We start from the raw sequence: 21,264 nt of genomic DNA on the forward strand, positions 1-21,264 counted from the left end.
GACCCCGCACACCGGCATAGCGCGCGTTGTGCGGGGTCTTCGATGGTGTTGGCGCTGTGGACAAGCATATCACAGACGCCGCAAGAGCTAAACTAGTCGGCGCACATCCATTACGCCTGCGTACGGCCGCTCGCCTTCGCGCCCGTGTCTTGCCCTGCGGCTTTCCCTGCTTCCTTGCCCAGCTTCTTCGCCTTCTCGCATTCTGCTCGGCGCGCCTCGCGCACCTCCTTGTGCAGCTGGCGCAAGTCCTTGCCTTCGGTCGCGATGCCCAATCGCTTCGCTTCCGCTTGCAGCATGGTTAGCCGTTTCGCTTTATGCTCGGCCTTGAACTTCGCCCACTTCTCCGGCTGCTCCTGACGGACCTTCCTCAGCTCATCGCGCAGCTGCTCGGCCGTCTTGCCTTCGGTCTGGATGCCAAAGTATTCCGCCGCTTCCTTCAGTCGCTTCGCGCCATGGCGGTGATGCTCGCCTTGCATCGCCTTCCCGCGCTCGTCCGCGTAATCTTCGAATCGCTCGGTCTTCATCAGCGGCTCCTTCGCCGCCTCTGGCGCCTGCGGCGCCGCGAACGCGGATGCGCCGCCGAATAATAGCATCGCGGCCACGGCCGCGGACACGCATGTTTTCGTCCACGTATACATGAGGGTCTGACACTCCTTTTGCGCGTTTGGGATGGCCAACATTTGGTAGTCTGTCCAAACCTCCCCGGACATAGTCCTTCCGCGCAACAGGCATCGGCGCTCTATACTTGCGCCAGCCCCGCCAATACCGCCTGCTTGTCGAAGTGCTCGCCGATAAACACCGCTACGTCCTTCACGTCCCCTTGCGGCGTAATGCGCATGAGCTCCAGCTCCCGGTACGCGAACTGGAACAGAAAGCGGCTGCCCGTCTCCTTCAGCGTGACGATCCCCTTCGCCCGATACACATTGTCCGGCAATCCCTTGACGAATGCTTCGAACGCATGCGAATCGACCGGCGCATCCAAATAATGCGTCAACGCCATGACGTGGGCATGCGAGACGTGGACATGTCCATCGGAGGAATCGCCATGTCCGTGGGCGCAAGCGCCGTGATCATGTCCGCACGCTTCATCATGCACATGCGCCGCCTTCTCCGCGGTGTTCGCCAAAGCGTCTAATCCCGCCTTATCTCCCTTCGGATGTTCGTGCGCGCAGCTCGCTCCGCAAATATGCCCGTCATGAGAGCGGCTGGCCGGCTCGCCGCCGTCCGCATCGAATGGGCTCAAATCCATTTCGCAGCGGGTCGTCACCGTCAGCGGCGCGTAGGCGTTCAGCTCCCGGACCAGCTGCTGCACCTCGATTAATTCCTCGGCTTCCAGCCGATCGGACTTGTTGACCACCAAGTCGGTCGCGCATCGGATTTGCTCCTGCATCAGCTTGAACGTTCGGCCCCCGCGCCGGCTGCGCGCCAGCAGCTCCGGTCCGTCCACGACGGTGACGACCGAGCGAAGCTCGATCCGCTCGTACATCGACGTCTCCGTCACGGCGTCGATAATTTCCATCGGATTGGCCGCCCCGGTCGCCTCGATCAGTATGACCTCGGGCCGGTGATCGTCGACCAGCTTCTTGAGCTCAATCGCCAAATCGCCGCTCATCGAGCAGCAAATGCAGCCGCTTAGCATCTCGGCCATTGGCACGTCTCCGCCGATAACCTGCCCGTCGAGATTCACCTCGCCGATCTCGTTCATGACGACGGCCGCTTTCACGTCCGCCATCCGGTAGTAGTCGATGACCCGGTTCAGCAGCGTCGTCTTCCCGCTGCCGAGGAAGCCGGACAACAGATGCACGGGAATGCTCCGCTCCCCTTGCTTATGATGAAGCTGTCGATTCATGCCTTTCCCCTCTTCCCCTGGCGGCCGTGCCGCCGTCTCTATCCCCTCATTATAGCTTGCCTGCCGAATGATTCACAATTTGCAACAATCCACGCGTTCTTGGTCCCCCGCATAATAACGAGTCGCATCGGTGAGAATAATCCTCGTTCCCCACTTCCTTCCAAGGAGGCGATCCGTCATGTCCGATGCAACGTCCGGCAATAGCGGCCCGAATGCGGGCAGCGCGCAAATTGGCAGCTCTCAAGGCAACAACGGATCGTCCCCGGACATCGGCCAGCACGCAACCGGAGAGCGAGCGGCAGCTCCGCGCAAACCGCTGACGCTTGCGAACCTGCTGCAGGAATTCGCCAACACGATGGATCTGAAATATCGCGATTTCCCTGCCAACAATGTCAGAACCGTCTATTTGCAGTATATGATCGACGCCGATCAGCTTTATCGCTCGCTCGTGCTTCCGTTCAGCGGCGTGACCGACGAAATGGCCGACAAACTGCTGCAGCAGGCGATTTTCGAAGGCGTGAATACGTTGGAGGATGCCGTGTATGCCATCTTATACGGGAGCGCCGTCGTCTTCTCCGGCGATCGCGCGTATAAGGTGGACCTCACCCGGTCCATCGGGCGCTCGATCGAGCAGACCGAGACGGAGACCGTCATCGCGGGACCGCATGACGGCTTCGTCGAGAACATCGTCGAGAACCTGGCGCTGCTGCGCAAACGGCTGCGGAGCTCGCATCTGAAGACGGTTTCCCTCGCGGTCGGCGAAGTGACCAAGACCCAAGTCGTCATCACGTATATCGAGGGCATCGCCAATCCGGAATTCGTCGCCAAAGTGACCGAGCGGCTGAAGGACATCGAGTTCGATGCGATCTTCGAGGCCAACATGCTCGTGCAATTGATCGACGACAATCCGAATTCCTTCTTCCCGCAGTTCGTCGTCACGGAGCGTCCGGATGCCGTCTGCTCCAAGCTCACGGCCGGTCGGGTCGTCATTTTCGTGGACGGTTCGCCTTCCGCGGTGAGCGCGCCGTCGTCCTTCTTCGAATTTTTCACTTCGCCGGACGACTACTATCAGCGCTGGCACGTCGGCTCTGCGCTTCGTCTGCTGCGGATCGTCGGGTTTATCATTACCGTCGGCTTTACCGCGTTCTACGTCTCGGTGACGACGTTTCATTATGAGATGATTCCGCACAAAATGCTGCTGAACTTGACCAAGTCCAGAAGCAACGTGCCGTTCCCTCCGCTGTACGAGGCGCTCCTGATGGAGACGACGATCGAACTCCTGCGGGAGGCGGGCGCCCGGCTGCCGACCAAGATCGGCCAGACGATCGGCATCGTTGGCGGTATCGTCATCGGACAAGCGGCCGTGCAAGCCGGCTTCACGAGCAACGTGCTCATCATCGCCGTCGCGTCGTCCGCGATCGCCTCGTTCGTCATTCCGAGCTACGTCATGAGCGCATCGATTCGTCTGATCCGTTTTCCGCTCATTTTCCTGGCGGGGATATGGGGCAATTTCGGCCTGATGATCGGCATTGCGTTCATCGTCATTCATCTTTCCGGCATTACGAACCTGGGCAGCTCGTATTTAACGCCGATTGCGCCGATGAACATCAAGGATTGGCTGGACACTTTCATACGCGGACCGTTCTATTCGCTGCGCACTCGGCCGTCCCAAGTCAAAACGCCCAACAAAGAGAAAAACAAAATGCGAAAGTAGGGGATGCGGATGAGCGAAAAACTGAATGGCTTTCATGTCGCCTTCATCATCGTCATGATCGAGCTTGACGTGACCGTCTTCAGCCTGCCCCGCATTCTCGCGGAAAATCTCGGCACGAACGGGTGGATCGGCCTGCTGCTGCTGTCGGCCATCGCTTTCGCCAACCTCGGCCTGATTCATCTTGTTCACCGCGTCGGCCGCGGCCGCTCCCCGTTCGAAATTGCCGAGCAGTCGATTCCTCAGTTCCTGCTCAAGCCGGCGTACCTGCTTCTCTCGTTGGTATGGATCACCATCGGCAGCTTCGTCTGCAAGAAATACGTGCTTATCTATCAAATGGTCGCCTTCCCGACGACGAACGCGAATCTGCTGTACGCCCTTTTGGCCATGCTGGGCTTCTACTTGCTTACGAAAGGCATCTACAACATTAGCAAGGCGATGACCATCTTCTTCTATTTCACCGTGCCCGCCGCGCTGTTCGCCTTCTATTTCAAAGACCAATGGGAGCTGTACCGTTTCACGCCGTTTCTGCTCAAAGGCGGCACCGAAGGATTCAGCCTGAAAAACTGGCTGGAGGTGTACACCATCTTCGTCGGGTTCGAAATCACCCTTCTACTCATTCCGTTCGCGGCGCCGAAATCGTTATTTAAAGGCGCTTACTCCGGACACTTGCTAACGACGTCGGTCTATCTGCTGCTGATCATCGTCTCCTATGGCTTCTTTAGTCTCGAACAGCTCCAAGCCATTATGTATCCGCTGCTGAATTTGTTCTCTTATATCGAGCTGCCCTTCCTGAACCGGCTGGAGAACCTCATCTTCACGCTGTTTCTGTTCAGCAACTTGGCCTCCCTTGTGCTGTTCGGCTGGATGGCGCTCATGGCGCTTCGGCGCGTGTTTCCGAAGGCGCGCAAGAACTTGCTCGAGCTGCTCTTGATCGCGGCCTCGCTTGGCATCTCCTTTTACCCGACCATATTGCGGGATTCGGAAATTCTGCTGCGCGTCGCCCTCTACGTAGAAGCCTGCCTCGCCTTCTTGCTTCCGGCCGCCTTGCTCGCGCTGGCCGCCTTCCAGGCACGGGGCAACACGCCGAAACCCGAAGGAGGGACGCCGGCATGAGAATGATGCGCGCTTGCCGGCTGCCGCTGCTCGCGCTCACCGCCGCCGCGCTGCTGCTCGCCGGCTGCCGCGACGAGAAGATCATCGAGCGGATGGGGTTCACGCGCACGGTCGCGCTTGACTTCCCGGACGGCGAAGAAGACAAGACGAAGCTGAAGGTGACGATCAGCATCCCAAAATCCGAGCCCCTCAACGCTCGGATTGTCCTGACGACGATCGCACAATCGAACAAGGAAGCCCGCATCATGTTTTCCAGGCAGAATAACCGGCAAATCGTGAGCGGACAGATGCGCACCGTCTTGTTCGGCATGAAGCTAGCGAAAGACGGCATTTGGAAAAACATCGACACGCTCGTGCGGGATCCGTCCATCGGCAGCAAAGTGAACGTCGTCGTGGTGAACGGTAGTGCCAATGCCCTGCTGCAGCGCACCTACAAGCAATTTCCGAGCACCGGCGAATATATCGAGGACTTGATCCGGACCGAGCGCGGCTCGACCGAGATCCCGCTCTCCAATCTGCATACGTTCACGCGGGATTATCTCGACGACGGCATTGATCCGGTGGCCCCTATCATCAAGGAAGGCAAAGAGGCCCTCGCCCTGGACGGCATTGCGTTATTCCGCAACGATGTCTACATCATGCGCGTCGAGCCGCAGAAATCGCTGCTGTTCAACTTCCTGCACAAAAATTTCGTCACCGGCGAGGTCGTCATGGCCATGCCCGTCCAGGAAGGCGAACAGCAGCGCGTCATGCTCAGCTTCGTCGCCAGCAACCGTAAAATTAAAATCCGCCATCCCAAAACGATCCGCGACGGCAAAGATATAACCGTTAATATCCATCTCAAAATACGAGGCGAGGTGCTCGAATACCGCGGCAAGCTCAACCTCCAGAAGAGCCGTGACCAACAAGAGCTTGAGAAACGGATGAAAGCCTACGTTGAGAAAGAAACGCTGCTGCTTGTCGAGAAAATGCAAAAGCAGCGGCTCGATCCGCTCGGCATCGGCCAGCGTGTACGAAACAGTATGAGCTATGCGCAATGGAAGAAGCTCGATTGGCGGGAAATGATTGCCGACCTTAAATTCAACATTACCGCCGACGTCAAAATCAAAGATATCGGCAAGCTGCAAACGTAGCCGAAGCCGCAAAACGCGAGCATTACGTGGTTCAGCTTTGGCCTGCTCCCGCATACACTTACGTGGATGAAAGGAGCGATCGCCCATGATGGAAACGAGACCGATACCGGTCGTAGTCGTCAGCGGCTTCCTCGGCAGCGGCAAAACGACGATGCTGCTCCGGGTGCTGCAGCATGCCAAGGCGGAGGGGATGCGCGCCTCCGTCCTGATGAACGAGGTTGGCTCGGTGGACGTCGACGGCATTATGGTCAGCGGCCAGGCCGCCGCCAGCATGCTGGAGCGCGTCACGGAAGGCTGCCTCTGCTGCAGCAAGAAGAGCGAGCTGTCGCAATGCCTGGAGCGTCTGGCGGAAGCGGCGCCGGACGTCATCTTCATCGAATTGACCGGGGTCGCCAATCCGGAGGAAATCGTCGAAGCGATGAGCGAGCCGCAGCTCGCCGCGCAAGTCGCCCTGCACCGGATCGTCACCGTGCTGGACGCGGAGCACGCGATTGATTATAACAGCATCTTCTCCACCGACCGCGAACTTGTACATACGCTGCGGCGGCAGATCGAGGTCGCCGACCTTGTCCTGGCCAACAAAGCGGATCTCATCTCCTCCAAGACGGCGGCCAAGCTGGACAAAATGGTGCGCGACCGCAACGCCGCTTGCCAGCTCGTGCTGACGGTCCGCGGGGATGTGAAGCCTTCGCTCATTCTGGATGGCATCGAGAAGAGCCCGCTTGCGAAGCCGAAGCCTTCCTTCGGCAGCGTGCGCGTCGGCGGCGTGCCGATCTCGCCTTCGCCCGGCACGCGCGTCTTCGCTTCTCCGCCGCAGCCGGCAAGCGTCTCGGCCTCTCAGCCTTTCTCGGCCTTGCAGGTCATCACGAAGCAGCGCCAGTCGTATTCGCGCGTCAAGTCGATCACGCTCTATCCCGGCACGGCGAGCGCCGTGACGAAGCGGAGCTTCGAAGCGTTCTTCGCGGGCCGCGGCAACGGCTGTCTGCGCGCCAAAGGGTTCATGCCGCTTGGTCCCGGCGGGAGCATGCTGCTCTTCCAGCTGGCTGGCAAGCGGGTCGAATGGCAGAAGGCCGACTATGCGGGCGAGCCGTATTTCGTCATCATCGGCATCGACCTCGATCACGCCCGCATCTCGGCGGAATGGGAGAAGCTCACGAAGCACTAGCGGCTGGCGGATCGGCAAAGACCGTGGAAAGCGTCGTGCGGCACATCAGTGCCGCGCTCGCGCGTATCCACGGTCTTTTTCATGGGCAGCTATGCCCCGACGACTTGGGCGATCGGCTATAATAAAAGGAGCGGCTTTGATCCGCACGAACCTCGCAAGGAGCTGATCCGCCATGGGGACGATCCCCAAACTGCTCATTCTCGCCGGTGCGGCCCTCATCGTCATCGGCTTATTATGGGCGCTGCTCGGCCGTTTCCTTCCGCTGGGCCGCCTCCCCGGCGACATCGCCATCGAGAAGGAAGGCTTCGGCTTCTACTTCCCGGTCGTCACGTGCATCGTGATTAGTCTGGTTGCGTCCGGCATCGCTTATTTAATTCGGTTGTTTAAATGACCTGTTCATGACCAAATAAGCCGATAAATAAGAAAAAAACCCCTTGAAATCAAGGGGTTTTCGTCTGTCTTACATCATGCCGCCCATGCCGCCCATGCCGCCCATGTCAGGCATGCCTGGCTTATCTTTCTCAGGCTTGTCGGCAACAACTGCCTCAGTCGTCAGGAACATGGCCGCTACGGATGCTGCGTGCTGCAGCGCGGAACGCGTTACTTTCGCAGGGTCAACGATACCCGCTTCGAACATGTTCACCCACTCGCCGGTTGCGGCGTTGTAGCCGATGCCGATCGCTTCTTTCTTCAGACGCTCGACGACAACGGAGCCTTCTTGGCCTGCGTTAGCCGCGATCGTGCGAACTGGCTCTTCCAGCGCGCGCAGCACGATGTTCACGCCGGTTTGCTCGTCACCGCTCGCTTGAACGGCAGCAACTGCGCCATATACGTTCACGAGTGCCGTACCGCCACCGGAAACGATGCCTTCTTCGACCGCAGCGCGTGTCGAGTTCAGGGCGTCTTCGATGCGCAGTTTGCGCTCTTTCAATTCTGTTTCGGTCGCTGCGCCGACTTTGATTACGGCTACGCCGCCAGCCAGCTTCGCCAGACGCTCTTGCAGCTTCTCGCGGTCGAAGTCGGAAGTTGTTTCTTCCAGCTGCGCGCGGATTTGGCTGACGCGAACATCGATGTCTTTCTTGTCGCCTGCGCCGTCAACCACGATCGTGTTCTCTTTGGAGATACGAACTTGGCGAGCGGAACCGAGCTGGTCAACCGTCGTGGATTTCAGCTCAAGGCCGAGTTCCTCGGTGATTACTTGGCCGCCTGTCAGGGCTGCGATATCGCCCAGCATCGCTTTGCGGCGGTCGCCGAAGCCCGGAGCTTTGACAGCCACACACGTGAACGTGCCGCGCAGACGGTTAACGAGCAGCGTAGCAAGCGCTTCGCCTTCTACGTCTTCCGCGATGATCAGGAGCTGCTTGCCGGATTGAACGACTTTCTCGAGAACCGGCAGGATCTCTTGAATGTTGGAGATTTTCTTGTCGGTAATCAGGATGAACGGATTATCGAGAACGGCTTCCATTTTGTCCGTGTCCGTGATCATGTATGGGGACAGGTAACCGCGGTCGAACTGCATGCCTTCCACGACTTCCAGCTCCGTCACGAAGCCTTTGGACTCCTCAACCGTGATGACGCCGTCGTTGCCGACTTTCTCCATCGCTTCCGCGATCAGTTGGCCGACTTCGTCGTCAGCGGAGGAAATCGCCGCAACTTGCGCGATCGATTGCTTGCCTTCGATTGGCTTGGCGATGGCTTGCAGCTCGGTTACGGCCGCTTTAACGGCTTTCTCGATACCTTTGCGGATAACCATCGGGTTGGCGCCCGCTGTTACGTTCTTCAGACCTTCGCGGATCATCGCTTGCGCGAGAACGGTTGCCGTCGTCGTACCGTCACCGGCTACGTCGTTCGTTTTGGTCGCGACTTCTTTCACGAGCTGCGCGCCCATGTTCTCGAACGCGTCTTCGAGTTCGATTTCCTTCGCGATGGACACGCCGTCGTTCGTGATGAGCGGGCTGCCGAATTTCTTCTCGAGTACCACGTTGCGGCCTTTAGGACCGAGGGTAACTTTAACCGCGTTAGCCAGTGCGTCCACACCGCGGAGCATCGCGCGGCGCGCGTCTTCGCCAAACTTGATATCTTTAGCCATGGGTAGTACCTCCTGAAATTAGAATAGTTGGGGTTTCGCTTTGCTTTACGGGTGGAGCCGTTCACGGCTCCCTAAGTATCGCGTCCGTACGCTCTATGTTCGGCAATGCCGGGGATTAACCCAGGATCGCGTGAATGTCGCTCTCTTTCATAATCAACAGCTCTTTGCCGTCGTACTTCACTTCCGTGCCGGCATATTTGGAGAACAGGACGCGGTCGCCTTCCTTCACTTCAAGCGCGATGCGTACGCCGTCTTTGAGCGCACCGGAGCCAACAGCAACGACGCGGCCTTCTTGCGGTTTCTCTTTCGCCGTGTCTGGCAGCAAAATGCCGCTAGCCGTTGTTTCTTCTTTCGCGATCGGTTCGATCAATACGCGTTCACCCAAAGGTCTGATCATGAAAATAGCCTCCTTTTGATTTGAGTTGCAGTGTGTTCACTTATTAGCACTCGCAACTGTTAAGTGCTAATAACCATAACCTATAATACCGATTTTGAAATTAGATTTCAAGTGGCTGGCCGTTCATTTTACGTGAAATTTGGAAAAGCTCAGCATCGCGCAAGAATGACCGCCGAGACCGCATGAGGTGACCATTTTCCCGCACGCAGGAGGCTCAAAGGCCGTTAACGGCGCCAATTGTAAAGTCCGCTTACCTTTCCTCCCGCTAATCGTTCACCCGCTAAATAACACGCCCCTGTTCATCATTGACAGCTTTGTTCGATCATAAGCCTGCCTAGGCAGACGCCGCCGCAAAAGTTTCCGTCCGCTTCCCCAAGCCTGGCCGCTCTCCCTTGCAATCCGCGAGGTGAACCGGCTGATGCCGCCTTGGCGGCGAGGTGCGCGTTTCAACCCCGGGACATTAAGGCTGACGTATAAATGTGAAGCTTCCCTTTGCGATAGGACAAAAAAGCCGGCCTCATCGGCCGGCTTGCGGTGGATTATGTCGTGCCAAACTCTTCTTCCCATGCGGCATCCCGCGCTTGCTGCTTGCGGTAAACGACGCCCGACAGCATGACGCTGACCTCGTACAGCACGATGAGCGGGATCGCCACGAGCATGTCCGAAATAAAGTCCGGCGGCGTGATCATGGTTCCGAGAATGATCAGGATCAGGTAGGCGACACGGCGCATTTTGCGCAGCCGCATCGGCGTCAGAATCCGAATCTGCGTCAGGAACATGATGAGGATCGGCAGCTCGAACAGCAGCGAGATCGGAATGAGGATGTTGAACAAAAACGTAAAATACTGCGTAATCCCGTATGTCTCCTCCAGTCCCAAATGCCGGGACACCTCGGTCGTGAAATTGAACGCCATCGGGAAAACGACGAAATAGGAGAATGCCAGCCCTCCGATGAAGAGCAGGAGCGCCATCGGCACGAAGGTCAGCGCCGCGCGCTGCTCCCGCTGGTGCAGGGCCGGCTTCACGAACGCCCACAATTGAAAGAAGGCGAACGGCACCACCAGCAGAAGCGCGATGACGAACGCGAATTTCATGTACATGCCGATGCCGTCCCATAAGGAGAAGGTATGCAGCTTCATCCCGCTGACGGGCTCTTGCGACATGAGAAAATCATAGGCCGGATTCGCCAGAAAAAGGCCGATCGCAAGGCCGATGACAAGTACGATGAGCGTATAAATGATTCGTTTGCGCAGCTCGCCGATATGATCGAACAAGGTCATGGCTAATTCCTCGCGCGTTGGGCGCGGGGTCGTATCTTCGTTCATGCAAAGCTCACCTCTTAACGGCCGTGTTGGTGGTAGCGGCCTATACGGCTATCCGCTGCAGCAGGGCAATCCGCACTCGCCGTCTATAGGCGGAGCGCGATACTCGCCGGAGTGAAACAAGATGTGCTGTCAATTCGGAACCTCTAGATTCCGACGTCGTCATAAAAAAAGCGAACTCCGATTATTCTGGGAGCCGCTTATCGTTTTTTTCCTCTTTGTCGCGGTTCACTTCAATCCGGTTCGCGTCTCTGCGCTCGCGGTCGTCGTCGTCCATCAAATCCTTCGCGCCCGCCTTGAACTCCTTCAGCGTCCGCCCGAATGCGCGCCCCAGCTCGGGCAGCTTGTTCGGACCGAACAGCAGCAAAGCGACCAGCACGATCAATATAATACCTGTCACGCCAATGCCGTTGAACATATTGTTCCTCCTAAAAGTTTTGCGGAGGGTTGCTCCGCTGAGATGACTTCCCAGCAAAACTTGCTTCGGAAGCCTAAACTTTGTTTTGCGGAGCTATACTCCGCGCTGCACTTACGTCCCTATGATCAAAACCACGACGTTCTCTCTATGTAACCTATTACCCGTTAGCAGCCGTACAAACCGCCATAACCCATATCGACAATGTCCGCTAACTTAATCACGTCGCCGGCCAATACCCGCGGGAGCAAGACGTTGAACGACGTATATGGATCGTGCATGACGCAGCCCGGCAGGCCCATGATCGGCACGCTGCCGATATAGCCGACGAGCAGCATCGAGCCCGGCAGCATCGGCGTGCCGTAGCTGACAATATCCGCCCCCGCCGCCTTAATGGCAGCAGGCGTACGATCGTCCGGATCGACGGACATACCGCCAGTCACTAGTATCATATCATAATGGTTATCAAGCAAATAGTGGATTTCCTTGACAATTGTTTGACGGTCATCCGGGGCGAAACGCTGTTCCCCGATCTCCGAACCGAGCGATTCCACGATGCGTCGCACGGCCGGTCCGAATTTATCCTGTATTCGTCCGCTGAACACTTCGCCGCCGGTCGTCACCAGCCCGATGCGCATCCGGCGCAGCGGCTTGATCCGCAGCGGACCTTCGCCGCCGTGCGACTCCCGATAGCGCGCCGCCAGCTCCTCGACCTTCCGCACCTTCGCTTCGTCGACGACAAGCGGAATGACGCGCGTCGCCGCGATTTGGCCGCCCGGCTGCACGACATGGTTCGTCTTCACGGTCGCGAGCGCGATCTCGCCGATCTCGTTCACCGCCTGCACGAAAGCCGGATCGATGACCGCCAAGCCCGGCGCGTCCAAATCCGACTTCACCGCCACTTTGCCTTCATGAGGCTCCGTCATGCGCGTTCCGTCGCCCCGAAGCGCCTCGGCCATCCGCAGCGCGGCATCGTCCTCATGCAGCTCGCCTTCGCCCAGCTCCATCGCGTAAATATGGGCTTTGCCGATATCGAGCAGCTTCGGAATGTCCGCCTCCGTGATGACATGGCCCTTCTTGAACAGCCGGCCTTTGAATTCGCCGGGCAAAATCTGCGTCAGGTCATGCGCCAACCGGAGGCCGACCGCCTCCTCCACCGGCACCTCGCGCAGCGTCGTTCTTTTCGCTTCGCCGCTCATGCGTTGTGTTCTCCAATCCGTCCGGACAAAATGCTAAGCGCGTGGGGAAGCTGGTCCATAATCGCCATCAAATTCTCGTGCACGCCCTTCGGGCTGCCCGGCAAATTAATGATGAGCGATCGGCCGCGAATGCCGCAGACCCCGCGCGAGAGCATCGCCTGCCGGGTCCGCTGCATCGCGCCCATGCGCATCGCCTCCGCCAGGCCCGGCACCTCCCGGTCGATGACCTTCAGCGTGGCCTCCGGCGTCCAGTCCCGCGGAGACAGTCCGGTTCCGCCCGTCGTAATGACGAGGTCGGCGCGATAATAATCGGCCATCTCAATAAGGGCGGCCATGATTTCATCCTGCTCGTCGGGCACGATCCGGTAGTCGACAATATCGCCGCCGAGCTCTTCTTCCACGAGCTCGCGGATCACCTGTGCGCTCGTATCTTCCCGTTCGCCCCGCGAGCCTTTGTCGCTCGCCGTCAGCAATGCTACTTTCCACCGCATATTCCGCTCTCCCCCTCTCGCTTCGAGATTTAGCCGTTCGATTGATGCGTATAATCGCCGTTCTTGCCGCCGGTCTTCGACACCAGATGCGTCGGCCCGATAACCATGTCCTTCTGCAGCGCCTTACACATGTCGTAAACGGTAAGCGCCGCGGCGGAAACGGCGGTCAGCGCCTCCATTTCGACGCCCGTTTTGCCGGTGGTCTTCACGGTTCCTTCTATATATAACTCGTCCACGCCATTGTCGCCGAACACCAGATTGATGCCGGTGAGCGGCAGCGGGTGGCACATCGGAATCCAGTCGGACGTTTTCTTCGCCGCCATGATGCCCGCGACCTGGGCCACCGCCAGCACGTCCCCTTTGCCGATCGTGCCCGACTTGATCCGGGACAGCGTGTCCGCATTCATCGTCACGGTCGTGCGCGCCGTCGCCGTCCGACTCGTAATGTCCTTATCGGAGACGTCGACCATTCGGGCGCGTCCTTGTTCATTAAAATGGGTCAACTCCACGAGCACCCGCTCCTTTCCTTTGCACATGGCGTAATCCTTCTTCTTCCGCGTTCCGTCACGATCGCGTCCATCCGCGCGTCATGCGCCTCCATGGGGACCGATTCGACCAGCTGCATGTCGAAGCCAAGGCCGATCCACGGCGGAACCGGACAGCCCTGCGAGGCCGCGGCCATTGTAATACGATCGCGGAACCTGTCGTAGTATCCGCCCCCGTAGCCAAGCCTCCCGCCTTCTACGTCGAATGCCAGTCCCGGCACGACAATAGCCTGCGGCATCGTCCGCGCGAGATCGACTCGCGCCGCCAGCGCAGGATCCGGTTCCATAATTCCGTAAGCGCCAGGAACCAACATGTCCAAGCTCGAAATCGCGTACAGCTCCATTGATCGATCCTCCGGGATGCAACGGGGGACGATGACCGTCTTTCCGTTCATGAATCCCCACTCGAGCAGCGGCGCCGTATCCAATTCGGAGCGAAACGAGACATAGGCCATGAACCGGTCAACACCGCATTCCTCCAACATTCGTACGGCATGGGCGCATGCCGACTCCGACCACGCAGCGCGCTGCGCGGCCGGGATGCCTTTCCGCAGATCGGCCATCCGCGCGCGTTCCGCCTTCTTCCATTCGTTCATCTTTCCCCGCCTAGCCGGCGTCGCCTCCCGAACGCAAGGCACGCCCTCTCCCTTTTGCACGCATTGTTTATTAAGTGTACCACTGTTGCCCATTTTTCGCCAATGGCCCGAAGGTGGGATTCCCCGCGCATCTTCGCGCGCGGCGGCGTTGTCGTTTCCCGGAAGATTCGGTACACTTAAGGAAAATGCAAGCGTAACGCACGCCAGATCCGGAGGTTTAAACGATCATGCTTCTTCAAGTATCCGATATATCCAAAAATTACGGCGCCCAGCCGATTTTATCCGGCATCACCTTTCAAATTCTTCCCCGTGAGCGCATCGGCCTCGTCGGCGTCAACGGCGCGGGCAAATCGACGCTGCTCAAAATCATCGCCGGCGAAATGTCACATGATGCCGGCACCATTTACAAAGCGAAGGAAACGACGATCGGCTATCTCGCCCAGACGAGCGGACTCCAATCCGAGCGGACGATCGAAGCGGAGATGCGCGCCGTCTTCGCCCATCTGATCGACATGGAGCAGGAGCTGCGCGCGCTCGAGCAGCGCATCGCCGACCTGGCGCAGTCCGAGCAGGATGCGAAGGCTTACGAAGATGCGCTGGACAAATACTCGAAGCTATCCGACCGGTTCCGCGAACAAGGCGGCTTCGAGATGGAGACGCGCATCCGCAGCGTCCTTCACGGAATGGGCTTCGGCCATTTTCCGAAAGAAACGCTCGTCTCGACGCTCAGCGGCGGCCAAAAAACACGGCTTGCGCTCGCCCGCATCCTGCTGCAAGCGCCCGATCTGCTCATGCTCGACGAGCCGACCAACTATCTCGACATCCCGACGCTGACTTGGCTCGAAGATTATTTACGCGCCTATTCCGGCGCGGTCCTTGTCGTCTCCCATGACCGGTATTTCCTCGATGCGGTCGTGCAGGCCATCGTCGAAATCGAACGCCACACCGCCAAGCGGTATACCGGGAACTATAGCCGTTATATCGATCTGAAGGCGGCCGAGTACGAGTCGCAGATGAAGCAGTACGAGAAACAACAGGACGAAATCGCCAAGCTGGAGGATTTTATCCAGAAGAACATCGTTCGCGCCTCAACGACCAAACGCGCCCAGAGCAGACGCAAGGCGCTCGATAGGATGGACCGGCTCGACAAACCGATGGGCGATCTGAAGAAAGCGCATTTCTCGTTCGAAATCGAGCGGCAGACCGGCAACGACGTCCTGGACGTGAGCGGCTTGTCGATTCAATTCCCCGAGAAGAAAGGCCCGCTGTTCAGCAACGTGTCGTTCCAGCTTAAGCGAGGCGAGCACGTCGCGCTCATCGGCCCGAACGGCATCGGCAAATCGACGCTGCTCAAGGCGCTTGTCGGCCAGCAGCCGCATCAAGACGGCACGATCAAATGGGGCACCAACATCAAGCTCGGCTATTACGACCAGGAGCACACGGCGCTTAATCCGTCGAACACGGTGCTGGAAGAGCTGTGGAGCGCCTACCCGGGACTCGAGGAAGTGCGCATCCGCACCGTGCTCGGCAACTTCCTGTTCAGCGGCGAAGACGTGCTCAAGCGCGTCGGTTCGCTCAGCGGCGGAGAAAAAGCCCGCGTTTCGCTGTCGAAACTCATGCTGGCCAAAGCCAACGTCCTCATTCTCGACGAGCCGACCAACCATTTGGATCTGTTCAGCAAGGAAGTATTGGAAGGTGCTCTACTCGATTATGACGGCACGCTGCTGTTCATTTCCCATGACCGTTACTTCCTGAACAAGATGGCCGAGCGCATTGTCGAACTTACGCCGCAGGGCACGGAGCATTTCCTGGGAAATTATGACGAAATGATTGAGAAAAAGCGTGAAATGGATGAGCTGCTTCAAGAATCGCTGTCGCAAACGGCGTCAACCCCGAAAAAAACCGCCGCTTCGCCGGAAACCGCGGCGCCTACGTCGTATGAAGCCGACAAACAGGCGAAGCGCGAGGAGCGCAGCCGCCAGCGCAAGCAGGAGCAGCTCGAAGCCGATATCGCGCGCCTGGAGTCGGAAATCACGACGCTCGAGGAGCAGCTCGCCGATCCGGACGTTTTCAACGACTACGTGCGCATTCAAACGATTCAATCCGACATCGACGCGCGCAAGACACAACTGCAGTCGGCTTACGACCAGTGGGAGGAACTGCTCGCTTAGTGCCGCACGCGCCGATCCGCCTCTTTTCGATAAAGATAAATTACGCCGCTCATGGTCGACATGGGTGGCGTTTTTGACGTGGAAAAACATGCTTTCGACAGATTGAATCCGACCGGCTAACAAACCTGGCACGATCGGCTATGCAGGCTGGATCTGACACGGAGCCGCCGCTTTTTTCCAACCTGCGGAACAGCAATGACTTTTCTGATCCCGACTAAGCGCAATTTATGGTAAGGCGAATCCATGGTAAGGCAATCAGCCAACCCGTGGAGAGTTCTTCGTCCGCGCTGCTTATTTGTGTGCTCCGTATCTCCAGGCAATGGTTGGACCAAGCGAAGGTTTGCGCTAAGCCTGCGACAAGGCGTATCTTGATTTTCACTTGCGACCTCACGGCCACTGCGCCGAATTCGACATCACTTCGAACCTGCAGTTGTCGAAAGTTTCAATAAAACCGTCTTTTGGGTAAAAAATCTTCCCGATACGCTAGCTATTCATTAATATGGCGAATAACGGCATCTATCCCCGTTTTCCACAGATTTATCCACATCCTCACATGAATTGTTATTCAATTCTGGCTTGCAACGCGATTCCATAGTGCTTGATTCCTAGCCGTTTTTTGGCGAATGGCGCGCTATCCAAAAGTTAAGCTGGTTAATTACACCCATTATCCACATTATCCACAATTGACCTGTGGGAAACTTATCCCCCCGTTGTACACATTGGCGATGCCCGCGGTTATGCGCTTTTCTGCGCTTATGCACAGGGATTTCCAAATCATGTGGATAACCCTGTGGATAATGATGGAAGCTCCAAATTGGATCCGTTGCACGACTTTCTCCGGCACGCCTGCCGCCCGCGCCAACGCGGAGCGCGACAAACGTCAAAAGCCTGCCGTAAGCGGGAGGTTCCCCTTACGGCAGGCTGTTTATCTGTATTGGAGTTCCCGATGCTTCTATACGGCGACGTACGCAATCCCATCGAGTCCCCGCAAGCGCGCTAGTCGCGAACCGACCAGCCTTCTAGCGAGAACGACGGCTCCGCCTTCATCTCGAGCGCCGTGAACTCGCCCTGCTTCCACTTCAAATGCGCGGCCGCGCCGATCATCGCCGCGTTGTCCGAACAGAGCGACATTGGCGGGACGAGCAGCGGCACGCCCTCCGCTTGGCAGCGGGCCGCAAGGGCGGCGCGCAAGCCGCGGTTGGCCGCTACGCCGCCGCAGAGCAGGAGCTGCCGCGCGCCTTCGGCGTGCACGGCCCTCAGCGCCTTCGTGACCAGCACGTCGATGACCGACGCCTGGAACCCGCGCGCCAGTGCCGGCTTATTGAGCTCTTGCCCTTTCATCTTCGCCTGGTTGACTGCTGCCAACACGGCGGATTTGAGCCCGCTGAAGCTGAAATCGTACGAATCCGGCTCCAGCCAGGCACGCGGCAGCTCGATCTCTTCCTCCGCTTCCGCCGCAAGCCGGTCCACATGGGGACCCCCCGGGTACGGGAATTGCAGCGCCCTCGCTACCTTGTCGTACGCCTCGCCGACCGCGTCATCGCGCGTGCGCCCGATGATTCGGAAATCTCCTTCCCGCTCCAGTACGACTAATTCCGTATGCCCGCCCGATACGACGAGCGCGATGCTCGGGTAGATCAATTCATGCACCAGTTGGTTCGCATAGATATGGCCTGCGATATGATGCGTGCCAATCAGCGGAATGTCGAGCGCCATCGCCAGTGTCTTGGCGGCCACGATGCCAACCAGCAGCGATCCGACCAGCCCCGGTCCTTGCGTAACCGCGATGGCGGACAGATCCTTCAGCTCGACGCCGGCTTCGCGGACGGCCTGCTCCATAATAATCGTGATCGATTCGACATGCTGCCGCGACGCGATCTCGGGCACGACCCCGCCGAACTGTTCGTGCGTCTCGATCTGGCTGGAGACGAGATTCACGAGCACTTCGCGGCCGCCGCGCACGACGGATACGCTCGTCTCGTCACAGCTTGTCTCAATCGCTAGTATGAGTTCATTCTTCGTCATGCGTTTCCCCGCCCTCATGTTCCAACTCCGCCCACATGATGAGGGCATCCTCGTGATTATCCGAATAATAGCCGGGCCGAATGCCCGAAGGCTCGAACCCCATTTTGCGATACAGCCGCTGCGCGATTTCGTTCGACACGCGCACTTCGAGCGTCATACGCGCCGCGCCGAACATGACGGCCGTCCGCTGAAGCTCCGTCAGGAGCCGCTCGCCCAGCCCTCTGCCGCGATAATCGGCCCGAACGGCAATATTCGTAATATGCGCCTCGTCCATGATCGTCCACATGCCGCCATAGCCGATCACGTCCTCGCCGTAGGCCATGACCATGTAACGGGCAAAATGATTCTTCGTCAGCTCGTTCACGAACGCTTCGCTCGTCCAAGGACTCGTGAACGCTTCCTGCTCGATGGCCACGATCTGCGGGATGTCCGGCAGCTGCATGAGCCGAAAGACGAGCTTGTCTTCCTCGATCACGTTCACTTGCCGCTCCCTCCTTCGGCCGCGGCGGCCTCCCGGCGCGCGCGCAGATTGACCTCGGCTTCCGTCAGCTGCGTATAGTTCGGAATGAAGGCGTGGACGTCATCGGAATCGCCGGCGTTCAGCCTTCTTAGGCCAAGCTCCGCGATGGCCTCGCCGTCCATATCGAACGGGACGAGCCGGCACGCTACGCCCTGATCGCGCAGCAGCTCGCCCAATCGCCGCGCCTGCGCCTCATGCACCGTCAAGTCGCCCGCGATGCAGATAAGCGCCGGGCGTTTGTTCTCCTGGGCAAGCTCCGCAAGCCGATCGACCCAATCCGCCATCGGCCGGTTGCCGTCCTCGGCCAGCCGTTCCCACGCGCCCGCTTCCTCCGCCGCGAACAAGGCCGTATACGCCTGTCCGCGACGCGCGTCCATGATCGGCACGAACCACCGCGTCCCCGCCTGGCGTCCTTCGCCAATCTCGCGCATCACCGACCGGTTAGCCCCGAACGCGAGCGCTTCCAGCGAGGAAATGCCGACGAGCGGCTTGCCCCATGCCCAAGCCAGCGTCTTGCCGAGCGTCACCGCGATGCGCATCCCCGTATAGGAACCCGGCCCTTGCCCAACCGCGATGCCATCCAGCTCGTCCGCCGTCACGCCGTGTTCGGCGAGAAGCGTCTTCACGTGCGATACCGTGAAGACCGAGTGATTCCGCTCCGCCATCGACTGAATGCTGCCGAGCAGGCGGCCGCCCCGCACGAGCGCGCAAGCGAGCGCCGCCGTTGACGTATCGAGGGCCAGCACCGTTTTTCCCTCGCCCGCGTCCGTTATGGGCGTTAAATTCGATTCTGTCATGCCTTGTCCGCTCCCATCTCCGCTAGTTGGCCGCACCAGCCCTCATAGAGGGCGCCGATGCCCTTCAGCGTAATGCGCCGGGCTTCGTCTCCCAGGTGTTCGATGTAGACCTCAAGCCGCTCGTCCGGGAGGAGCTCCCGAATCAAGCTGGCCCACTCGACGATCGTCACGCCTTTGCCGAAAAAATACTCGTCCAGCCCCAAATCGTCCGCCTCCTCGACCGACAGCCGATAGACGTCCATATGATAAAAAGGCATGCGCTCGCCTTCGTATTCCTTAATGATCGTAAACGTCGGACTGTTCACGACGCCCTGCACGCCGATCGCCTGCGCGAACGCTTGCGAGAACCGGGTCTTGCCGGCGCCCAGGTCGCCGTCGAGCGACAACAGCGCCCCGGGCTCCGCCCAAGACGCGAGCAGCGCCGCCAGCCGGATCGTATCCGCTTCGGACGCCGCGTGCCATACTGCGGTATTCGTCATCTTCATCATCCTTCTTGCTTCGGCGTGCCGTATCCGTGGCCGCGGCCGCCTGCGTCTTTATCCGTTAAAATGATTATACCCCCGCTTGGCGATCGCCTCGCGCCGGCCGGCTTGCCTAGCAGCGCCGCGGTCGCGAATAAGCGAGACTCCGATCTCGCCTTCCTCGGCTTCGCCCACGATGTACATCGGCAGCCCTTCGGCGGCCAGCGCCGCGCGGGCCGCTTCCGCATCCTCCCGGCGGATCGTGCCGAGCAGCACGTAGTCCTCGCCGCCGTAGAGCATCCACTCCAGCGGATCAACGCCGCGGCGATGCGCGTAGGCGGTCATGCTTCCGCTGTACGGCAGCTGCGATTCGCGCAGCGCGAGTGTCACGCCCGAGGCCATGGCAATCTCCCACGCTTCGCTCGCGAGCCCGTCGCTGACGTCGTTCAGCGACGTCACCGTGCCGCGCGCGGCGAGCAATCGCGCCGCCCGCACGGACGGCAGCGGACGGCGGTGCGCCGCGACGAGCGCCGCCGTCCCGTCCGCCTCCGCCGCGGCCAGCGGCACCGGCTGCCCGGCGCCTGGCTCGGCCGCGGCGAGCAGCCAATGCAGACCGGCCCCTGACATGCCGACCGGGCCGGTGACGAACACGGCGTCGCCGGGCGAGGCCCCCGCCCGGCTGATCGCCGCTCCGGCCTCGACGGTGCCCGTGACCGTCACGGCCACGACCAGCTGCGCGGGCGACGATGTCGTGTCGCCGCCCACGATCGCGACGCCGTAATAATCGGCGCACGCGTACAGCCCGTCGTAGAGCCGGCCGACCCGCGCCGGCTCCCACGTCTTCGGCACGCTCACCGAGACGAGCGCGTGCCGGGGCACCCCGCCCATCGCCGCGATATCGCTCACGTTGGCGGCCAGCGCCTTCCAGCCGACATCGGCATCGCCCATCGTGGCGTCGTTGAAGTGGACGGTCTCGACCATCGTGTCGACCGCCAGCAGCCACTGCGTCGCGCCGCCCTCCGCATCCGGCGGCGTCTCCACGACGGCCGCATCGTCGCCGATGCCGAGCACGACGCCCTGCTCCCGCAGCAGCGCCGGCCGCTGCCGCTCCCCCGTCCATAAGCGGATTCTCGCAAACTCGTCCAGCATAAGCTCCCCCTGCTTCTTGATCCCATGGCGGACCCCGTCCGGATGGCGCCGTGATGCCGCCATCCCAAGCGATTTCCGCTCGTGGAGGCAGGCGCCCGGCCCATCGGCGCGAA

The 21,264-nt window shown here is 59.6% G+C and carries 21 protein-coding genes; 6 read left to right on the forward strand and 15 right to left on the reverse strand.

Features of this window, described 5'->3' with window-relative positions; translation table 11 throughout:
• Positions 1 to 110 precede the first annotated feature (110 nt).
• Both ACFSKT_RS25810 and ACFSKT_RS25815 read right to left on the reverse strand, forming a co-directional pair.
• Positions 111 to 638, reverse strand: a complete 528-nt coding sequence (locus ACFSKT_RS25810; protein WP_377719511.1) for a hypothetical protein — start codon at positions 636 to 638, stop codon at positions 111 to 113.
• 101 nt (positions 639 to 739) lie between these two features.
• Complete coding sequence (locus ACFSKT_RS25815) at positions 740 to 1,849, reverse strand: CobW family GTP-binding protein (RefSeq protein WP_377719510.1); 1,110 nt, start codon at positions 1,847 to 1,849, stop codon at positions 740 to 742.
• Between the two features lie 178 nt (positions 1,850 to 2,027).
• Here ACFSKT_RS25815 and ACFSKT_RS25820 point away from each other — a divergent pair, with 178 nt between their 5' ends.
• From ACFSKT_RS25820 to ACFSKT_RS25840, 5 genes are all read left to right on the forward strand, one after another.
• Complete coding sequence (locus tag ACFSKT_RS25820) at positions 2,028 to 3,563, forward strand: spore germination protein (RefSeq protein WP_377719509.1); 1,536 nt, start codon at positions 2,028 to 2,030, stop codon at positions 3,561 to 3,563.
• Between the two features lie 9 nt (positions 3,564 to 3,572).
• Positions 3,573 to 4,676 carry a GerAB/ArcD/ProY family transporter gene (locus tag ACFSKT_RS25825; RefSeq protein ID WP_377719508.1) on the forward strand — a complete coding sequence of 368 codons (1,104 nt, stop codon included), beginning with the start codon at positions 3,573 to 3,575 and terminating at the stop codon, positions 4,674 to 4,676.
• On the forward strand, positions 4,673 to 5,809 hold the full coding sequence (locus ACFSKT_RS25830; protein WP_377719507.1) for a Ger(x)C family spore germination protein: 1,137 nt from the start codon (positions 4,673 to 4,675) through the stop codon (positions 5,807 to 5,809). Before ACFSKT_RS25825 ends, ACFSKT_RS25830 begins: the two co-directional genes overlap by 4 nt.
• Positions 5,810 to 5,894: 85 nt before the next feature.
• Positions 5,895 to 6,974, forward strand: a complete 1,080-nt coding sequence (locus ACFSKT_RS25835) for a CobW family GTP-binding protein (protein ID WP_377719506.1) — start codon at positions 5,895 to 5,897, stop codon at positions 6,972 to 6,974.
• A gap of 172 nt (positions 6,975 to 7,146) precedes the next feature.
• Positions 7,147 to 7,365, forward strand: a complete 219-nt coding sequence (locus ACFSKT_RS25840) for a DUF2905 domain-containing protein (protein WP_377719505.1) — start codon at positions 7,147 to 7,149, stop codon at positions 7,363 to 7,365.
• A 69-nt stretch (positions 7,366 to 7,434) separates the two neighbouring features.
• Here the strand turns inward: ACFSKT_RS25840 and groL are convergent, their stop codons facing one another.
• From groL to ACFSKT_RS25880, 8 genes are all read right to left on the reverse strand, one after another.
• On the reverse strand, positions 7,435 to 9,063 hold the full coding sequence (gene groL, locus ACFSKT_RS25845) for a chaperonin GroEL (protein ID WP_377719504.1): 1,629 nt from the start codon (positions 9,061 to 9,063) through the stop codon (positions 7,435 to 7,437).
• Between the two features lie 115 nt (positions 9,064 to 9,178).
• A complete protein-coding gene (gene groES / locus ACFSKT_RS25850) occupies positions 9,179 to 9,460 on the reverse strand; it encodes a co-chaperone GroES (protein WP_148933378.1) in 282 nt (93 codons plus the stop codon).
• A gap of 539 nt (positions 9,461 to 9,999) precedes the next feature.
• Positions 10,000 to 10,785, reverse strand: coding sequence for a twin-arginine translocase subunit TatC (gene tatC / locus ACFSKT_RS25855; protein WP_377719503.1), 786 nt, complete (start codon positions 10,783 to 10,785; stop codon positions 10,000 to 10,002).
• Between the two features lie 181 nt (positions 10,786 to 10,966).
• Entirely contained in the window at positions 10,967 to 11,200 is a 234-nt protein-coding gene (tatA, locus tag ACFSKT_RS25860) for a twin-arginine translocase TatA/TatE family subunit (protein WP_377719502.1), read from the reverse strand.
• Between the two features lie 164 nt (positions 11,201 to 11,364).
• Positions 11,365 to 12,396 (reverse strand): molybdopterin-binding protein, encoded by a 1,032-nt coding sequence (locus ACFSKT_RS25865; RefSeq protein WP_377719501.1) that lies wholly within the window; start codon positions 12,394 to 12,396, stop codon positions 11,365 to 11,367.
• Positions 12,393 to 12,887 carry a MogA/MoaB family molybdenum cofactor biosynthesis protein gene (locus ACFSKT_RS25870; RefSeq protein ID WP_377502185.1) on the reverse strand — a complete coding sequence of 165 codons (495 nt, stop codon included), beginning with the start codon at positions 12,885 to 12,887 and terminating at the stop codon, positions 12,393 to 12,395. The genes ACFSKT_RS25865 and ACFSKT_RS25870 overlap by 4 nt, the downstream gene beginning before the upstream one ends.
• 29 nt (positions 12,888 to 12,916) lie before the next feature.
• A complete protein-coding gene (moaC, locus tag ACFSKT_RS25875) occupies positions 12,917 to 13,423 on the reverse strand; it encodes a cyclic pyranopterin monophosphate synthase MoaC (protein ID WP_377719500.1) in 507 nt (168 codons plus the stop codon).
• On the reverse strand, positions 13,387 to 14,028 hold the full coding sequence (locus ACFSKT_RS25880) for a 5-formyltetrahydrofolate cyclo-ligase (protein WP_377719499.1): 642 nt from the start codon (positions 14,026 to 14,028) through the stop codon (positions 13,387 to 13,389). Before ACFSKT_RS25880 ends, moaC begins: the two co-directional genes overlap by 37 nt.
• Before the next feature lie 227 nt (positions 14,029 to 14,255).
• Here ACFSKT_RS25880 and ACFSKT_RS25885 point away from each other — a divergent pair, with 227 nt between their 5' ends.
• Positions 14,256 to 16,199, forward strand: coding sequence for an ABC-F family ATP-binding cassette domain-containing protein (locus ACFSKT_RS25885; RefSeq protein WP_377719498.1), 1,944 nt, complete (start codon positions 14,256 to 14,258; stop codon positions 16,197 to 16,199).
• Positions 16,200 to 17,195: 996 nt separating this feature from the next.
• Here the strand turns inward: ACFSKT_RS25885 and tsaD are convergent.
• Genes tsaD through thiL form a run of 5 tightly spaced genes read right to left on the reverse strand, consistent with a single transcriptional unit; the run spans position 17,196 to position 21,214 of the window.
• Entirely contained in the window at positions 17,196 to 18,224 is a 1,029-nt protein-coding gene (gene tsaD, locus ACFSKT_RS25890; RefSeq protein WP_377719497.1) for a tRNA (adenosine(37)-N6)-threonylcarbamoyltransferase complex transferase subunit TsaD, read from the reverse strand.
• Positions 18,211 to 18,666, reverse strand: a complete 456-nt coding sequence (gene rimI, locus ACFSKT_RS25895) for a ribosomal protein S18-alanine N-acetyltransferase (RefSeq protein ID WP_377719556.1) — start codon at positions 18,664 to 18,666, stop codon at positions 18,211 to 18,213. Before rimI ends, tsaD begins: the two co-directional genes overlap by 14 nt.
• A gap of 35 nt (positions 18,667 to 18,701) precedes the next feature.
• A complete protein-coding gene (gene tsaB, locus ACFSKT_RS25900) occupies positions 18,702 to 19,541 on the reverse strand; it encodes a tRNA (adenosine(37)-N6)-threonylcarbamoyltransferase complex dimerization subunit type 1 TsaB (protein ID WP_377719496.1) in 840 nt (279 codons plus the stop codon).
• The gene (tsaE, locus tag ACFSKT_RS25905) at positions 19,538 to 20,020 is read right to left on the reverse strand and encodes a tRNA (adenosine(37)-N6)-threonylcarbamoyltransferase complex ATPase subunit type 1 TsaE (RefSeq protein WP_377719495.1); all 483 of its coding nucleotides are present in this window, start codon (positions 20,018 to 20,020) and stop codon (positions 19,538 to 19,540) included. Before tsaE ends, tsaB begins: the two co-directional genes overlap by 4 nt.
• A 57-nt stretch (positions 20,021 to 20,077) precedes the next feature.
• Positions 20,078 to 21,214 carry a thiamine-phosphate kinase gene (gene thiL / locus ACFSKT_RS25910; RefSeq protein WP_377719494.1) on the reverse strand — a complete coding sequence of 379 codons (1,137 nt, stop codon included), beginning with the start codon at positions 21,212 to 21,214 and terminating at the stop codon, positions 20,078 to 20,080.
• Positions 21,215 to 21,264: the final 50 nt, after the last annotated feature.

Origin of the sequence: Paenibacillus xanthanilyticus, from assembly GCF_042682185.1 — a bacterium.
Taxonomy (GTDB): Bacteria; Bacillota; Bacilli; order Paenibacillales; family Paenibacillaceae; genus Paenibacillus_Z; species Paenibacillus_Z xanthanilyticus.

Coding starts and splice junctions, on each gene's coding strand:
- ACFSKT_RS25810 (WP_377719511.1), bottom strand. CDS start 638: ATGTATACGTGGACGAAAACATGCGTGTCCGCGGCCGTGGCCGCGATG.
- ACFSKT_RS25815 (WP_377719510.1), bottom strand. CDS start 1,849: ATGAATCGACAGCTTCATCATAAGCAAGGGGAGCGGAGCATTCCCGTG.
- ACFSKT_RS25820 (WP_377719509.1), top strand. CDS start 2,028: ATGTCCGATGCAACGTCCGGCAATAGCGGCCCGAATGCGGGCAGCGCG.
- ACFSKT_RS25825 (WP_377719508.1), top strand. CDS start 3,573: ATGAGCGAAAAACTGAATGGCTTTCATGTCGCCTTCATCATCGTCATG.
- ACFSKT_RS25830 (WP_377719507.1), top strand. CDS start 4,673: ATGAGAATGATGCGCGCTTGCCGGCTGCCGCTGCTCGCGCTCACCGCC.
- ACFSKT_RS25835 (WP_377719506.1), top strand. CDS start 5,895: ATGATGGAAACGAGACCGATACCGGTCGTAGTCGTCAGCGGCTTCCTC.
- ACFSKT_RS25840 (WP_377719505.1), top strand. CDS start 7,147: ATGGGGACGATCCCCAAACTGCTCATTCTCGCCGGTGCGGCCCTCATC.
- groL (WP_377719504.1), bottom strand. CDS start 9,063: ATGGCTAAAGATATCAAGTTTGGCGAAGACGCGCGCCGCGCGATGCTC.
- groES (WP_148933378.1), bottom strand. CDS start 9,460: ATGATCAGACCTTTGGGTGAACGCGTATTGATCGAACCGATCGCGAAA.
- tatC (WP_377719503.1), bottom strand. CDS start 10,785: ATGAACGAAGATACGACCCCGCGCCCAACGCGCGAGGAATTAGCCATG.
- tatA (WP_377719502.1), bottom strand. CDS start 11,200: ATGTTCAACGGCATTGGCGTGACAGGTATTATATTGATCGTGCTGGTC.
- ACFSKT_RS25865 (WP_377719501.1), bottom strand. CDS start 12,396: ATGAGCGGCGAAGCGAAAAGAACGACGCTGCGCGAGGTGCCGGTGGAG.
- ACFSKT_RS25870 (WP_377502185.1), bottom strand. CDS start 12,887: ATGCGGTGGAAAGTAGCATTGCTGACGGCGAGCGACAAAGGCTCGCGG.
- moaC (WP_377719500.1), bottom strand. CDS start 13,423: ATGTGCAAAGGAAAGGAGCGGGTGCTCGTGGAGTTGACCCATTTTAAT.
- ACFSKT_RS25880 (WP_377719499.1), bottom strand. CDS start 14,028: ATGAACGAATGGAAGAAGGCGGAACGCGCGCGGATGGCCGATCTGCGG.
- ACFSKT_RS25885 (WP_377719498.1), top strand. CDS start 14,256: ATGCTTCTTCAAGTATCCGATATATCCAAAAATTACGGCGCCCAGCCG.
- tsaD (WP_377719497.1), bottom strand. CDS start 18,224: ATGACGAAGAATGAACTCATACTAGCGATTGAGACAAGCTGTGACGAG.
- rimI (WP_377719556.1), bottom strand. CDS start 18,666: ATGCAGCTGCCGGACATCCCGCAGATCGTGGCCATCGAGCAGGAAGCG.
- tsaB (WP_377719496.1), bottom strand. CDS start 19,541: ATGACAGAATCGAATTTAACGCCCATAACGGACGCGGGCGAGGGAAAA.
- tsaE (WP_377719495.1), bottom strand. CDS start 20,020: ATGACGAATACCGCAGTATGGCACGCGGCGTCCGAAGCGGATACGATC.
- thiL (WP_377719494.1), bottom strand. CDS start 21,214: ATGGCGGCATCACGGCGCCATCCGGACGGGGTCCGCCATGGGATCAAG.